This window comes from Aeromonas sp. MdU4, assembly GCF_041929505.1.
GTDB lineage: Bacteria > Pseudomonadota > Gammaproteobacteria > Enterobacterales > Aeromonadaceae > Aeromonas.
Genome location: NZ_JBHFMW010000014.1, coordinates 22300 through 37021, shown reverse-complemented (window position 1 = coordinate 37021; position 14722 = coordinate 22300). Strand labels below are relative to the sequence as shown.

Here is a 14722-nt window from a genome sequence, read left to right as displayed (position 1 = left end):
CGTTTTCCTATCAGCGAACAAACGAGCCAAGCAAGATGACAACAGATACGATCGTGGCCCAGGCCACCGCGCCAGGCCGTGGTGGCGTCGGCATAGTCCGGGTCTCCGGCCCCGCCGCCGAACAGGTCGCCGGGATAGTACTCGGCAAGCTCCCGCGGGTGCGCTACGCCGAATATCTGCCGTTCAAGGATGAGCAAGGCCAGGTACTGGATCAGGGCATCGCCCTGCTGTTCAAAGCCCCCAACAGCTTCACCGGCGAGGATGTGCTGGAGCTGCAGGGCCACGGCGGCCCCGTCATCATGGACATGCTAATCCGCCGCATTCTGCAAATCGACGGCATCCGCCCTGCCCGCCCCGGCGAGTTCAGCGAGCGCGCCTTCATCAACGACAAGCTGGATCTGGCCCAGGCCGAAGCCATCGCTGATCTTATCGAAGCCTCCAGCGAACAGGCCGCCCGCAGCGCCATGCACTCCCTGCAGGGGCAGTTCTCCAGCAAAATCCAGCAACTGGTGGAGAGCCTGATCCGGCTGCGCATCTATGTGGAAGCGGCCATCGACTTCCCGGACGAGGAGATCGACTTCCTCTCCGACGGCAAGGTGGCGGGCGACCTCTACAGCATCATGTCCGAGCTGGACGACGTGCGTGGGGAGGCCAAACAGGGCGCCCTGCTGCGGGAAGGGATGAAGGTGGTGATCGCCGGCCGTCCCAACGCCGGCAAATCGAGCCTGCTCAACGCTCTTGCGGGGCGTGAGTCGGCCATCGTCACCGAGATTGCCGGCACCACCCGCGACGTGTTGCGCGAGCACATCCATCTCGATGGCATGCCGCTGCACATCATCGACACCGCTGGTCTGCGCGACACCCAGGACAAGGTGGAGCAGATCGGTATCGAACGCGCCTGGGCCGAAATTGAACAGGCCGATCGGGTGCTGTTTATGGTGGATGGCACCACCACAGACGCAATCGACCCGCGGGAGATCTGGCCGGAATTTGTTGATCGGTTGCCAAAAAACATCGGCCTCACCGTCATTCGCAACAAGGCCGATTTGACCGGCGAGGATCTGGCGCCGAGCCAGGAGCAGGGCCACGCCGTCTACCGCATCTCCGCCAAGACCGAGCTGGGGCTGCCCGCCCTGCGCGAGCACCTTAAACAGTGTATGGGCTTCCAGGGCAACACCGAAGGGGGCTTTATGGCCCGCCGCCGCCATCTGGATGCGCTGGAGCGCGCCGCCGAACGCCTGCTGGTGGCCAAGGAGCAGCTGGAAGTGTTCGTAGCTGGCGAGCTGGTGGCCGAAGAGCTGCGCCTGGCGCAGGAGTCTCTCTCCGAGATCACCGGCGAATTCAGCTCCGACGATCTGCTGGGCCGCATCTTCTCCAGCTTCTGCATCGGCAAATAAGCCGGATCAGCAAACAAAAAAAAGCCCGGGTTAATCCCGGGCTTTTTTTGTGCATTTTTCATCCACAAACCTAGAGACGGCGCAGACACCACATGAAGTAAGCGCCCCCTAACAAGGTGGACACCAGCCCGACCGGCACCTCCTGCGGGAAGAGGAACTGCTGGCCTACCCAGTCCGCCGATACCATCAACAGGGCGCCGGAAGCGGCGGCCCCGAGCAAGTGCCAGCGTGCCCGCACCAGCCCCATCAGCTTGGCCATATGTGGCGCCAGCAGACCGACAAACGAGAGCGGGCCCACCACCAGGGTGGCGCTGGCGGTGAGCACGGCCACCAGCAGCAGGATGGCGAGCTGGGCGCGGTTAAGACGAATGCCGAGTGCGGTGGCTACCGCCGCCCCCATGGGCAGCAGATCGAGCCAGCGGCTGAAAAACAGGCAGGCGGCCAGCATCAACAGCGCCAGCCCCACCAGCCCATAGGCCACCGGCAGGGTGACGTAATAAGTGGAGCCGGACATCCAGGAGAGCAGTTGCTGCACCCGCATGTCGCCGTTGGCCAGCGCGATGGCCTGTAGCGGCTCAAACAGTGCCGTGATGGCGATACCTGAGAGCAGGATCCGCTCCGGCTGGAAGCCGTGCTTGCGATTGACCACCACCAGCAACAACAGGCAACCAAAAGCACCGAACAGGCCACCAACCAGCATCAGCGGCAGGGGCAACGCAGGCAGCAGCAGCGCCGTGGCAATCACCCCCATAAAGGTGCCACCGCTCACCCCCAGCAGCTCCGGGCTCGCCATAGGATTGTTGCTGACCCGCTGCAACAGGGTGCCCGCCAGCGCCAGCAGCACGCCAGCCGCCCCCGCAGCCAGAGAGCGCGGCAGTCGCCACTCCAGCTGGGCCTGCCAGCGGAGCCAACTTGGCCAGCTCCAGCCCGTCATTCCCTGCCCAACCAGCAGGGAGGCGACCACGGCCAGCAGCAGCCCGACCAACAACAGGCCAATAAGGCGAGTCGGTGCCGGATGGCGGGCCACCAGCAGGCCGGCGTTTGCCTTCGGCGTACCCGACTTGATGCCAAGGCGCGGGATCAGCCAGAGCAGAAGCGGCGCACCCAGCAGAGCGGTCATGGCGCCGGAGGGGATCAAGATTGGCCAGAAGCGACTCAGGCTCTGCAGCAGCAGATCGGTCGCCGCCAGCAGCAGGGCGCCGAGGATCGGTGCCCACAACAGCCGCTGGCCAAGCTGGCGGATCCCGAGCAGCCGCACCATGGCGGGCGCCGCCAGCCCGATAAAGCCGATCAGCCCCACCACGCTCACCACGCAAGCGGTGACAAACACCGCCAGCCCCAGTCCGGCAAAACGCAGATGCTGGAGAGAGACCCCCAGACTGCGGGCGCTGGCATCATCCAGCTCCAGCACCGCCAGCGGGCGTACCAGTACCGCAGCCAGCGCAGCGGCTGCCAGCAGGCGGGGCAACAGGTAACTCACCCCGCTCCAACTATTCTGCACCAAAGAGCCACTGCCCCACACCAGCAAACCTTTCAGCTCCTCCTGAAAGAACAGCAAGAGCCCCATGCTGATGGCCGCCAGATAGAGGTTGATCACCAGCCCGGCAAAAACGATGACCACCGGATTGAGCTGGCGACGCCAAGCCAGGGCAAACACCAGTGCCATCGCAAGGCTGCCGCCAGCCATGGCGATCCACTCCCGCCCCAGCAGCAACCAGGAGGGGGCAAACAGGGTCACCATCATCAGCGCCAGCTGGGCGCCGGAGGCCACCCCCAAGGTGGTCGGTGACGCGAGCGGGTTGCGCAGCACCTGCTGCATCAGGGTGCCAGCCAGCCCGAGCGCCGCTCCGGCCAGCAGGGTGACCGCCAAGCGGGGCAGCCAGCTGAAATGCACCACCGCTTGGCTGACGTCATCCAGATTGGGGGCAAAGAGGCTCTGCCACCAGAGCGCGCCGGGCAGCTGGCGAGCCAGCTCCCAACACGCGAGCGAGAGGGTCAGCCCCAGCAGGATCGAGACCGGCCGCAGCAGCGGCGATGTGAGCAGTCGCTTCATCGGCCAGCCTCCATACGCTCGGCATCTTGCAGCAGCGCATCACTGAGCAGACCAGCGAAACGGCGGGCGGCAAGTACGCCGCCAAAACTCCAGACCGCAGGCAGATGCAGCACGGACGCCTGCCGTACCAGCGGCAGATGCTGCCACAGCCCAGGCTCCTGCAGTCGTTCGCTCACCCCGACCGGGATGGGATCGACCACCACCAGCCGCGCGGTTGGCAAGGCCATAAACTGCTCGATGCTGACCACCGAGAAACCCCAGTCATTGGTCTGCTCCTGCCAGCAATTACGCAGCCCGAGCCGCGTCATCACCGCATCGAACAGGCTGTGGCGACCAAACACCCGCACATGGCGCTCATCGATAAACTGCACCACCAAGAGGGGTGGCAGATCCGCAGGCAATCTGGCCTGCATGCTGGCCAGATCCCGATCCAGCCCCGCCAGCAGCCGTTCACCCTCGGCGGTTTTGCCCACCATACGGGCGAGGGTCAGGGTCACCTCGTGCAGCCGCAGCCAGAGATCGGTTTGCCCATCATAGAGGGCGATGGTGCTCACCGGCGCGATGCGGGAAAGGGTTGGCGCCAACGGGGCCGCCAGCGGCGAGATGAGGATATGATCGGGTTTTAGCTCCGCCAGCAGCTCACGGTTGGGTTGGGTACGCAGGCCGATATCCACCACCCCTGTGGGCAGCCGTGGCTCGCCGACCCATGCCTGATAGGGGCCTGCATCCCCCACCGCCAGCGGCGTCACCCCGAGCGCCAGCAGGGTTTCGGCGATGGTCCAGTCGACGGTGGCGATACGGGGTACCGACTTCACAGCATCGGTTTGAGGGAGCTTTGCAGCGGCAGGCATCGCTGGCTCGGCCTGCAACATAAACGGAGCCAAGAGGCAGCAGAACCAGCCAACTTTCTTGAATAAAAGCATCGAGATAACAAGCCTTATCTAAACGATGGCGATGGGATGAGCATGAGCCGGGTGGCGAATGACCTCCATCGGGATGCCATAGATGGCGTGCAGGGTCTCGCTGGTCATGATCCCCTCAGGTTCGCCGTGGGTAAGCAGGCGGCCGGAGTGGAGCGCCACCAGCCGATCGCAGAAGCGGGAGGCCATATTGATGTCGTGAATGACGATGATGACCCCGAGGTTGAGCTGACGGCTGAGCTGCCTGACCAGGGTCAGCACCTCCACCTGATGGGCCACGTCCAGCGCGGCCAGCGGCTCGTCCAGCAGGATGAAGCGGCTCTCCTGCGCCAGCAGCATCGCCAGCCAGACCCGCCCCCGCTCGCCGCCGGAGAGGGTATCCACCAGCCGCTCGGCAAAGCGTTCAGTATGAGTAAGGGCAATGGCCCGATCGACCTGACGGTGGTCCTCCGCCCCCATCCGGCCCAGCAAACCGCGCCAGGGGTAGCGCCCCATCTCCACCAGCTCCCGCCCAAGCAGGTTCTCGGCGATCGGCAGATGCTGGGGCAGATAGGCCACCTGACGGGCAAACTCCCGGTTGCCCCAGTCGGGCAGCGGCTTGCCATCGAACAGGATCTCGCCATCGCTGAGGGGTTGCTGGCGTGCCAACAGCTTGAGCAGGGTCGATTTGCCCGAACCATTGTGGCCGATGAGGCCATAGACCTGTCCCTGCTCGAAACGCAGGTCGGTGGGGTGCAGCAGCGTGCGGTCATTGACCGTGAAGCTGACTGATTTCATCTCGAACATAAGCAATTCCTGTGCAGGCTTTCAGCCAGTCTCATCGGTGCCGGCATCAAGCCGGCACCTCGCAATCCAGATGGGCGATCGCATCGCGGCTAACTTCGGCACGGCGCGCGCCGGTCAGTTCAGTGAGCTGGCCCTGACGCATCTCCAGCAGGCGATCGGCCAGCGGGAAGTAGTGATCGTCGTGGCTGATGGCGATCACCGTCTTGCCCATCTCCTTGAGGCGTGGCAACAGCAGCTGATAGAAGATGCGGCGGAACTGGGGATCCTGATCCGCAGCCCACTCGTCAAACAGCATCACCTCGCGCTGCTCGGCCAGCGCCAGCAGCAGGGCAACCCGCTTGCGCTGCCCCTGAGAGAGCTCGATATCGGCGATAAAGCCATCCTCGATGGTGAGCTTGCTGCCCATCTGCAACCGCTCCAGCCACTCGGCGACCAGCTCATCTTTGGGGTCTGGCCCCAGCAGATGCTGGAACAGGTGATAGTCGGTGAAGATGGCGGAGAAGAGCGCCAGATAGCCGTTGCGATCGGTGACGGGTTCATCATCCAGCAGGATCCGGCCCGATACCGGCTGGTAAAGGCCGGTCAGCAGCATGGCCAGCGTCGACTTGCCGGAGCCATTGCCACCGATAATGAAGATCTGCTCCCTCTTTTCGATGACCAGATCGATGGGGCCGACGGCAAAGCCGCCCTCCCCCTGATAGTGAAAGCTCACCTGCTCCAGCTCGATACGCTGCCAGGGGCGGATGGCGGGCGGCAGCGGGAAGTCCGCATCCGGCTCGGCCAGATTGAGGGCAGCAATCTTGTCGAACGCCACCTGAGCGGCAAGCAGAGTCGGCAGGGCGCCAATACCCTGCAACAGTGGGGTGCGCAGGAACAGCAGGGTCAGGGCGAAGGTGGCGGCCACATTGGTGTTGGCCCAGCCCAGCCCGTTGGCCAGAAAGAAGACCAGACCGATGGCCCCCAGCATCATGATATTCGACCAGTTCACCGCGCTCAGGTGATAGGTGTCGGCACGGATGATCTGCTGGCGGTAGTCACGGGCATTCTGCTCATAGAGCTGGTGGTAAACGAAGTGAGCCCGCTCGCGGTTGAGCGCCAGCTCCTTGCTGCCAGCGATGATGGCCTGATAGTTCTGATAGAGCCGATCTTCGGCCTGACGCATTTGGGAGAGATGGCGATAAACACGGTTCACCAACAACCAGCCCACCACCATGGTGACGGTGACCCAGAGCGCGGTCACCCCGAGCAACGCAGGAGAGAGCCAGCCAAGATAGAGGGCTGAGCCTAGGGTGAGCACCAGCCCCTGCACCAGCTCAGGCAGGCGCACGAAGGCGATGGTGATCTGGCCGATATCGCTGGAGAGGGAGGCCAGCAGCGGCCCCTGACCAATCTGGCGGATGCGGGCGACATCGGTATCCAGCAGTTGCTTGAGCAGACGGCCACGCAACCGGTAGACAAAATGGTGACCGAGAGTAGTCAGGGCCAGTTGAGATCCAAGAGTGATAACCAGCAGCAACACAATCAGGCCGATCAGCTGACCGAGGATCGGCAGCGGATCACCTATAGATTCAATAAGTTGTTGATTTATAAAGTAAATTACACCAATCCCGCTGACGACACTGAGCAGACTGAGCAGGGTAATGGCGATAAAGGGCCAACGATATTGGCGATAAACCAGAGACAAGAGTTCCATAACGGACCGGTATTCCAGAGAGATCAGAACAACTGCAGGTGAAAAGAAGGGCGGGAACCCGGTTCCCGCCCGACTTCGATTACCAGCGGTAGTTGATGCTGCCCACTACGCTGCGCGGCTCACCGTAGTAGCAGTAGTAGTCACAACTGGCCACGTAGGTTTCACCCAGCAGATTGTTGACGTTGAGCTGGGCGCGCCAGTTCTTGGCAAAGTCATACCCGATCATCGCATCCCAGACGGTATGGGCTGGCGCCTCGGCAGAGCCGTAGATGGGGGTGTAGTCCGCATTCACGGCGCCAATGCCCACGCTGGAACCGATATAACGCACACCGGAGCCAACTTCCAGACCTGAGACCGTGCCCTGTTGCACCTTGTAGTTGCCCCAGAAGGAGGCGATGTGGCGCGGGATCAGGCTGGCACGGCGATCGCTACTGCCGGTGTCGTTGGTTTTGGCATCGGTGTAGGTATAAGCAGCGGTCAGACGCAGCGCATCGCTCACCTGCACGATCCCTTCCAGCTCAATCCCCTGAGAGGTCACTTCACCCGCCTGGGTCTGCTGGCCGGAACCGGTAGAGACAAGCGAGTTGGTCTGAGCCAGATCGAACAACGCCAGATTGATGTAACCGTCGAGGAAGGCAGGCGCATACTTCACGCCGGTCTCGTAGAGCTTGCCCTTGAGCGGCTTGTAGGAGTTTCGGGTGTTAGGATCGATCCCCGGCAGCACCTCGAACGACTCGGCATAGGCAAAGTAGGGAGAGAGGCCGTTGTCAGCCAGATACATCAGGCTGCCCGAGAGGGAGAGCTCGTGATCGTACTGGCGCTCGTCCTTGCTGGTATTGGTGTTGTGGGTCTCCACATAGTCAAAACGGCCACCGGCTGTCAGCAACCAGCGATCGTCCCAGCGGATCTGGTGTTGGGCATAGAGGCCGCTCTGGCCCTTGCTGCTCTTCTGGTGAGTGGCGGTCGACTCGTCAAAACCGGGGAAGCCGCTGTAATCCGGGTTCATGGTATTGATTGAGCCCATACCGTAGTTGTCGGCCTCGACCCCTTCATTGACGTGACGCTGCAGATCTACCCCCAGCAGCAAGGTCTGCTCGGTGCTGTCGGTGTTCCAGTAGCCCACCATCTGGTTATCCATGGTGGCACTCTTGGTATTGCCATCACGGTAAACCAGGCCACGACTGGCGGTTGTGCCTTCATAAGTCGGGAAGATATAGGTCTGGCGCAGCAGCAGATCGTTGTAGTTGAAGCGGACGTTCTGCTTGAACTCCCAAGTCTGGTTGAGCTGGTGGGCCAGCTCGTAACCGGTGGAGATCTGGGTATTGCGGTTGCGATCGTAATCCGGCTGGCTCAGGTTGGTGGAGGGATCAATCTGGCCACCTGACGTATTCAGGGTGCCATAGACCGGGAAGAAGCCGTTGGTCGGCACCCCTTCGTCGTGCAGGATACTGGCCAGCAGGGTCAGGCTGGTGCGATCCGAAAGATCAAAGGTGATACTGGGCGCCAGATAGACCCGATCGTTATAGGTGCCGGTGAGTACCCCATCACGCTCTTTATAGAGAGCAACCATCCGGTAGCGACTGCTGTCGGAGAGCGCGTCAGAGACATCCACCCCGACCTGACGATGATCCCGGCTGCCAAGCTGCAGATCCACCTGCCCTTGCGGTGTGGCGGTCGGTCGCTTGCTGATGGCATTGATCACCCCGCCCGGAGGCGCCTCACCATAAAGGATCGAGGCTGGCCCCTTTAGCACTTCCACACTCTCCAGACCAAACGGCTCCGGCGTCCAGACGTAATAACCGGTGCCAAACAGCCGGTTGCCATCCAGATAAGAGGCGGCATCGAAGCCACGCACCTTGAACCAGTCGGTGTTGTTGTCGGAACCATAGAGGCCGGTCAATACGCCAGAACGGTAGCGAATCGCTTCATCCAGCTGCAACACGGCGTGCTGATCCAGCTCCTCGCGATTAACCACGGAAACGGCGCGAGGCGTCTCGGCCATCGGCACTTCCACCTTCATAGCCGTACCGGTCACCACCATGGTTTCGCTGGCTTTGGGTAGCTCAACGGCGGCCTGTTCGGCCATCAGCGGCATAGAGACGAGCAAACCGGAGAGTGAAAGCATGCCTAAGGCGCCCTTCTTGCCGGGTCCTGTAGTATATTTTTGCGCAATCATATTAAAGTCTCGTTTATCAATGAGTTATGTTTTTTATTGTTATTTTTGGTCGTTGGTAACGACATCACCCTGTTCCATGGGCGAATAAAGCTGCGCAATCCTACTACAGGAGCCGTGATCGAATCGATTCAATAATTGCTAATCATTTGCATCTGCATTGTTATCTGACTGCATCGTTGGCAGGATTTTGCTGTGGATGGGAGTCATCAGGAGAGCCATTCGCAGAGAAGAAAATGAAGAGGAATATAAAGAAGCAGAAAAAAGATCGGCGGGATGGATCCGGCGGCATTATCTGACTGGATCCATTATCCCCAAGCTTTATCCATATTTATCCACACCCTTTGGCGGTAGAATCAGGCTTTCCGTTTCTTTGTCTGAAATCAGGATCCATTCCATGGCCAAACTCAATCTCGTCGTCGGCTCCATGCTGGGCGCCGCCGAATATGTCGCAGACCACGTCGCCAACCTGCTGGAACAGGCTGGCCACCAGACCCGGATCCACAACCCGGCCAAGCTGGCAGAGGTGCTGGATGATGCAGGATCCATCCTGCTGGTGGTCACCTCGACCCACGGTGCCGGTGATGTGCCCGACAACCTGCAACCCTTCGCCAAGGATCTTGCCGAGCAGCATCCGGATCTTAATTCATTGAAATATGGCGTGATTGCCCTTGGCGATAGCAGTTATGACACCTTTTGTCAGGGCGGCAAGACGCTGGATCGACTGTTGGCCGAGTGCGGCGCCAGCCGGATCGGCGAGCGACTCGACATCGATGTCACCCAACACGAGATCCCCGAAGATGCCGCCGAAGTGTGGATCCGCGACTGGATGACGATGATCGCCTGATCAGCGTGCGGGAGATCCTGAAAAAAAGCTTGATCTCCCCACTTATCCCCAGATCGACTATCCACCATGTTATTAACAGATTGATCCGGGAGAGTTGTTCTACAAGGTTACCCACAACGCCCAGGGGGAATGTGCATAACTACGGTGTAAAGCTCTGCAAAACCTATAGTTATCCATGTATTAGATCCAGACCGACAAACCTCTGTGTATAAAAGTCCTGGTTATCCCCTCGTTCACCGGGCCAGGATCCAAGCTTTTCCACAAGCTAGGATCGTTCTTAAATTAATGATCTTTATGATCAAAAAGTGCTTATCAACAGAAAGGGCGGATCCTAATAAGAGATCCAGTAAAAGATCGATCTAAAGATCCTTAAGATCTAATTAGTGGATCCTCCCTTCATACTGAACGTTAAGTAGACGTTCCCCTCAGGACGCGAAACAGATAGAATGTTCCGCCCTTTAGCCCAGCCCAGGCAAATAAAGATCTTCAGGCGTGCAGATCAAGGTGATCCCAATGCAATACCATGAACAATTTGATGTGATCGTCGTCGGTGGCGGTCATGCCGGAACCGAAGCAGCAACAGCGGCAGCCCGTATGGGCATGAACACCCTGTTGTTGACCCACAATATCGATACGCTGGGACACATGTCCTGTAATCCGGCGATCGGCGGGATCGGCAAGGGACACCTGGTCAGGGAAGTTGACGCACTCGGCGGGATCATGGCGCGTGCCATCGATCTTGGCGGGATCCAGTTCCGCACCCTCAACTCCTCCAAGGGCCCGGCAGTACGAGCCACTCGTGCCCAGGCGGATCGCCTGCTCTACAAGGCCGTAGTTCGCCAGATGCTGGAGAACTACCCGAACCTGAAGATCTTCCAGCAGGCCTGTGACGATCTGATCATGGACGGGGATCGTGTTGCCGGTGTAGTCACCCAGAGCGGGATCCGCATCAGCGGCAAGACTGTGGTGCTGACGGTCGGTACCTTCCTGAACGGGTTGATCCATATCGGGATGGAAAACTACAAGGGCGGTCGCGCCGGGGATCCTCCCTCGATCGCCTTGGCCCAGCGCCTGCGTGAACTGCCGCTGCGCATCGATCGTCTCAAGACTGGCACCCCGCCACGCATCGATGCCCGCAGCGTCGATTTCTCTGTGATGCAGGCCCAGCACGGCGACGATCCGCGTCCGGTCTTCTCGTTTATCGGCGATGCCAGCCAGCATCCCCGTCAGGTGCCCTGCTACGTCACCCACACCAACGAGCGTACCCACGAGGTGATCCGCAATAACCTAGATCGCAGCCCCATGTACGCCGGGGTGATCGAGGGGATCGGCCCGCGCTACTGCCCGTCGATCGAAGACAAGATCACTCGTTTCGCCGACAAGACGGCACACCAGATCTTCGTCGAGCCGGAAGGCCTGACCACCCACGAGCTCTACCCGAACGGGATCTCCACCAGCTTGCCGTTTGACGTGCAGGTGCAGATCGTTCGCTCCGTGCGTGGCTTCGAGAATGCCCACATCACCCGCCCGGGTTATGCCATCGAATATGATTTCTTCGATCCACGGGATCTCAAGGCCAACATGGAGAGTAAGTGCATTCCAAACCTGTTCTTCGCTGGCCAGATCAACGGGACGACCGGTTACGAAGAGGCTGCGGCACAAGGCCTGATGGCTGGTCTGAACGCGGCCCTGCGTGCGCAGGACAAGGATCCCTGGAATCCGCGTCGGGATCAGGCCTACATGGGCGTGATGATGGACGATCTCTCCACCCTCGGGACCCGCGAGCCCTATCGCATGTTCACCAGTCGTGCCGAATATCGCCTGCTGCTGCGGGAAGACAACGCCGATATCCGCCTGACCACCATCGGTCGTGAGCTGGGTCTGGTGGATGACGAGCGCTGGGGCAAATTCAACGCCAAGATGGAACAGGTCGAGCTGGAGCGTCAGCGCATGCGTTCAACCTGGATCCACCCGCAACATCCGTCACTGGAAGCGGTCAATGCCCTGGTCAACACCCCGCTGACCCGCGAACAGAGCCTGGAAGAGCTGCTGCGTCGCCCCGAGGTGACCTACGATGCGTTGATGGCCATCGAAGGGGTCGGCCCTTCCGTGACCGATCCAGCCGCGGCCGAACAGGTTGAGATCCAGATCAAGTACGCCGGTTACATCGAGCGTCAGCACGATGAAGTGGAAAAGCAGCTGCGCAACGAGAACACCCTGTTGCCGCTGGATCTGGACTATCGCGAGGTGAACGGCCTCTCCAACGAGGTGAAAGCCAAGCTGAATGATGCCAAGCCGCAGACCATTGGTCAGGCTTCCCGTATCTCCGGCATCACCCCGGCGGCCATCTCCATCCTGCTGGTTCACCTGAAAAAACACGGCCTGCTGCGTAAAACTGCCTAAGGAATTCCATGTTGGAAAGATTGAACGGCCTGCTCAAGCAGGCCGAAATTGTTATCACCGATACCCAAAAGAGCCAACTGGTGCAGTTGGTTGAGTTGCTGCACAAGTGGAACAAGGCTTACAATCTCACCTCGGTGCGAGATCCGGACGCCATGCTGGTCAAGCATATCCTCGATAGCTTGGTGGTAAGCCCCCACTTGCACGGTGAGCGCTTCATCGACGTGGGGACCGGTCCCGGCCTGCCGGGGTTGCCGCTGGCGATCATCAATCCGGACAAGCAGTTTGTTCTGCTCGACAGTCTGGGCAAGCGGATCAACTTCATCCGTCAGGTGATCCTGGAGCTGGGGTTGACCAATGTGACGCCAGTCAAATCCCGGGTTGAAGAGTATCAACCTGAAGTGGGGTTTGATGGTGTACTGAGTCGGGCATTTGCCTCGCTGGAGGACATGCTGAGCTGGTGTCACCACCTGCCGTCAGAACAGGGTTGCTTCCTGGCGCTCAAGGGACAATATCCCGAGCAGGAGCTGGCCCAGTTGCCTGCCAATATCCGTCTGGTAGCCTGTCATGAGTTGCGGGTGCCGGAGCTGGAAGGCGAACGTCATCTGCTGGAATTCAAACATATCCAGCCCGAATAGGGTCGCAGTTTCATTTAGGGGATCGTGTGGGAAAAGTCATCGCCATAGCCAACCAGAAGGGTGGAGTGGGTAAAACCACCACCTGTGTGAATCTGGCCGCCTCCATGGCTGCCACCCGGCGCAAGGTGCTGGTGATCGATCTGGATCCGCAGGGCAATGCCACCATGGGCAGCGGTGTCGACAAGTATGACGTCGAGCGCACCGCCTATGAGCTGCTGATCGAGGATGCCCCTATCAGCGAAGTGATCATCCCTGAAACTTCCGGGGGCTATCACCTGATCGCCGCCAATGCCGACGTGACCGCGGCCGAAATCCGTCTGATGGAATTTTTCGCCCGCGAAATCCGCCTGCGCAACGCGCTGGCCTCGGTGCGGGACAAGTACGACTATGTATTCATCGACTGCCCGCCCTCTCTCAACATGCTGACCGTGAACGCCATGGCCGCCGCCGACTCCGTGCTGGTGCCCATGCAGTGCGAATATTACGCGCTGGAGGGACTCACCGCCCTGGTCGACACCATCAGCAAGCTGGCCGCCGTGGTCAATCCGGAGCTCAAGATCGAAGGGGTGCTGCGCACCATGTTCGATCACCGCAACCGGCTGGCCAATGATGTGTCCGATCAGCTAAAACAGCACTTCGGCGACAAAGTCTACCGCACCATCATTCCCCGCAACGTTAGACTGGCGGAGGCCCCGAGTTTCGGTGCCCCGGCCATGCACTATGACAAAGCATCGGTGGGCGCCAAGGCCTACCTGGCACTGGCTGGCGAGATCCTGCGCCGTCAGGAGCAGGAGCGTCAGGCGACCATCGCAGACCGAGAGAGCATATGACTCCGAAAAAACGTGGACTGGGCAAGGGGCTGGATGCCCTGCTCAGTACCAGCACGGCTGCCCGCCAGAAACAGGTGATGAGCGATCAACGTACTGAAGAGGCCATGGCCCCCGCCAATCAGGGCGAGCTGCGCAAGCTGCCGGTGGAGTGGTTGCAGTCCGGCAAGTACCAGCCTCGCAAGGACATGTCCCAGGACGCACTGGAAGAGCTTGCCAACTCCATCCGTGCCCAGGGGGTGATCCAGCCCATCGTGGTTCGCCCTCTCGGCGAGCAATCCTTCGAAATCATCGCCGGTGAGCGGCGCTGGCGTGCTTCCCAGCTGGCCCGTCTCGAGGTGGTGCCTTGCATCGTCAAGGATGTGCCTGACGAAGCTGCGGTGGCCATCGCGCTGATTGAGAACATTCAGCGGGAAGATCTCAATGCCATCGAAGAGGCGGTCGCCTTGCAGCGGCTGCTGACCGAATTTGAACTCACCCACCAGCAGGTGGCCGAGGCGGTGGGCAAGTCCCGCACCACGGTGACCAATCTGCTGCGTCTCAACCAGCTCAACGACGACGTGAAGCGTTTCGTCGAGCATGGTGACCTCGACATGGGTCATGCCCGTGCCCTGCTGGCCCTGAGTGGCCAGGCCCAGTCCGAACTGGCCAAGCTGGTTGCCCAGAAAGGGCTGACCGTGCGTGATACCGAGAAGTTGGTGCAAAAAGCGCTGGAACCGGCAAAAGCCAGGGTTGAACCGGCCCGTGATCCGCAGATCGGCTACCTGGAACGCCAACTGGCAGAAAAAATTGGTAATCAGGTGCAACTTCAGCCTGGCAAGCGGGATAGCGGGAAGTTAGTAATAAGTTACGATAATTTGTCCGATTTGGACCGTATATTGGGCTATTTTGGCGTGTCGGAATCGTGATTTTTACGCTTTTTGTAGTAATAAAACATCCATTCCTTTTGATATGACCATAACCTTGATTTGCCGCTGAAAGCCGCAAA

At 60.1% G+C, this 14722-nt stretch carries 11 protein-coding genes; 6 read left to right on the top strand and 5 right to left on the bottom strand.

Annotated elements, in window-relative coordinates:
• Positions 1 to 35: 35 nt before the first annotated feature.
• Positions 36 to 1397 (top strand): tRNA uridine-5-carboxymethylaminomethyl(34) synthesis GTPase MnmE, encoded by a 1362-nt coding sequence (gene mnmE / locus ACE1BR_RS07865; RefSeq protein WP_374869129.1) that lies wholly within the window; start codon positions 36 to 38, stop codon positions 1395 to 1397.
• Positions 1398 to 1467: 70 nt separating this feature from the next.
• Here mnmE and fhuB read toward each other — a convergent pair whose 3' ends face one another.
• The 5 genes from fhuB to ACE1BR_RS07840 all read right to left on the bottom strand — a co-directional run bounded on the left by fhuB (position 1468) and on the right by ACE1BR_RS07840 (position 9025).
• Positions 1468 to 3450 (bottom strand): Fe(3+)-hydroxamate ABC transporter permease FhuB, encoded by a 1983-nt coding sequence (gene fhuB, locus ACE1BR_RS07860; RefSeq protein WP_374869127.1) that lies wholly within the window; start codon positions 3448 to 3450, stop codon positions 1468 to 1470.
• A complete protein-coding gene (locus tag ACE1BR_RS07855; protein ID WP_234663818.1) occupies positions 3447 to 4373 on the bottom strand; it encodes an ABC transporter substrate-binding protein in 927 nt (308 codons plus the stop codon). The genes fhuB and ACE1BR_RS07855 overlap by 4 nt, the downstream gene beginning before the upstream one ends.
• An 18-nt stretch (positions 4374 to 4391) precedes the next feature.
• Positions 4392 to 5156 carry an ATP-binding cassette domain-containing protein gene (locus tag ACE1BR_RS07850; RefSeq protein WP_374869125.1) on the bottom strand — a complete coding sequence of 255 codons (765 nt, stop codon included), beginning with the start codon at positions 5154 to 5156 and terminating at the stop codon, positions 4392 to 4394.
• A gap of 46 nt (positions 5157 to 5202) precedes the next feature.
• The gene (locus ACE1BR_RS07845) at positions 5203 to 6849 is read right to left on the bottom strand and encodes a multidrug ABC transporter permease/ATP-binding protein (RefSeq protein WP_374869123.1); all 1647 of its coding nucleotides are present in this window, start codon (positions 6847 to 6849) and stop codon (positions 5203 to 5205) included.
• A 79-nt stretch (positions 6850 to 6928) separates the two neighbouring features.
• Positions 6929 to 9025: a TonB-dependent siderophore receptor gene (locus tag ACE1BR_RS07840; protein ID WP_374869121.1), complete on the bottom strand. Its 2097-nt coding sequence runs from the start codon at positions 9023 to 9025 to the stop codon at positions 6929 to 6931.
• Between the two features lie 394 nt (positions 9026 to 9419).
• On the opposite strand from ACE1BR_RS07840, the gene mioC reads away from it, so the two are divergent.
• The 5 genes from mioC to ACE1BR_RS07815 all read left to right on the top strand — a co-directional run bounded on the left by mioC (position 9420) and on the right by ACE1BR_RS07815 (position 14642).
• Positions 9420 to 9869, top strand: coding sequence for an FMN-binding protein MioC (gene mioC, locus ACE1BR_RS07835; protein ID WP_033138545.1), 450 nt, complete (start codon positions 9420 to 9422; stop codon positions 9867 to 9869).
• 513 nt (positions 9870 to 10382) lie between these two features.
• Positions 10383 to 12272, top strand: coding sequence for a tRNA uridine-5-carboxymethylaminomethyl(34) synthesis enzyme MnmG (gene mnmG, locus ACE1BR_RS07830; RefSeq protein WP_374869119.1), 1890 nt, complete (start codon positions 10383 to 10385; stop codon positions 12270 to 12272).
• 8 nt (positions 12273 to 12280) lie between these two features.
• Entirely contained in the window at positions 12281 to 12907 is a 627-nt protein-coding gene (rsmG, locus tag ACE1BR_RS07825) for a 16S rRNA (guanine(527)-N(7))-methyltransferase RsmG (protein WP_374869117.1), read from the top strand.
• Positions 12908 to 12933: 26 nt separating this feature from the next.
• The gene (locus ACE1BR_RS07820; protein ID WP_374869115.1) at positions 12934 to 13737 is read left to right on the top strand and encodes a ParA family protein; all 804 of its coding nucleotides are present in this window, start codon (positions 12934 to 12936) and stop codon (positions 13735 to 13737) included.
• A complete protein-coding gene (locus ACE1BR_RS07815; RefSeq protein WP_374869113.1) occupies positions 13734 to 14642 on the top strand; it encodes a ParB/RepB/Spo0J family partition protein in 909 nt (302 codons plus the stop codon). The genes ACE1BR_RS07820 and ACE1BR_RS07815 overlap by 4 nt, the downstream gene beginning before the upstream one ends.
• The last annotated feature ends 80 nt before the right edge of the window (positions 14643 to 14722 follow it).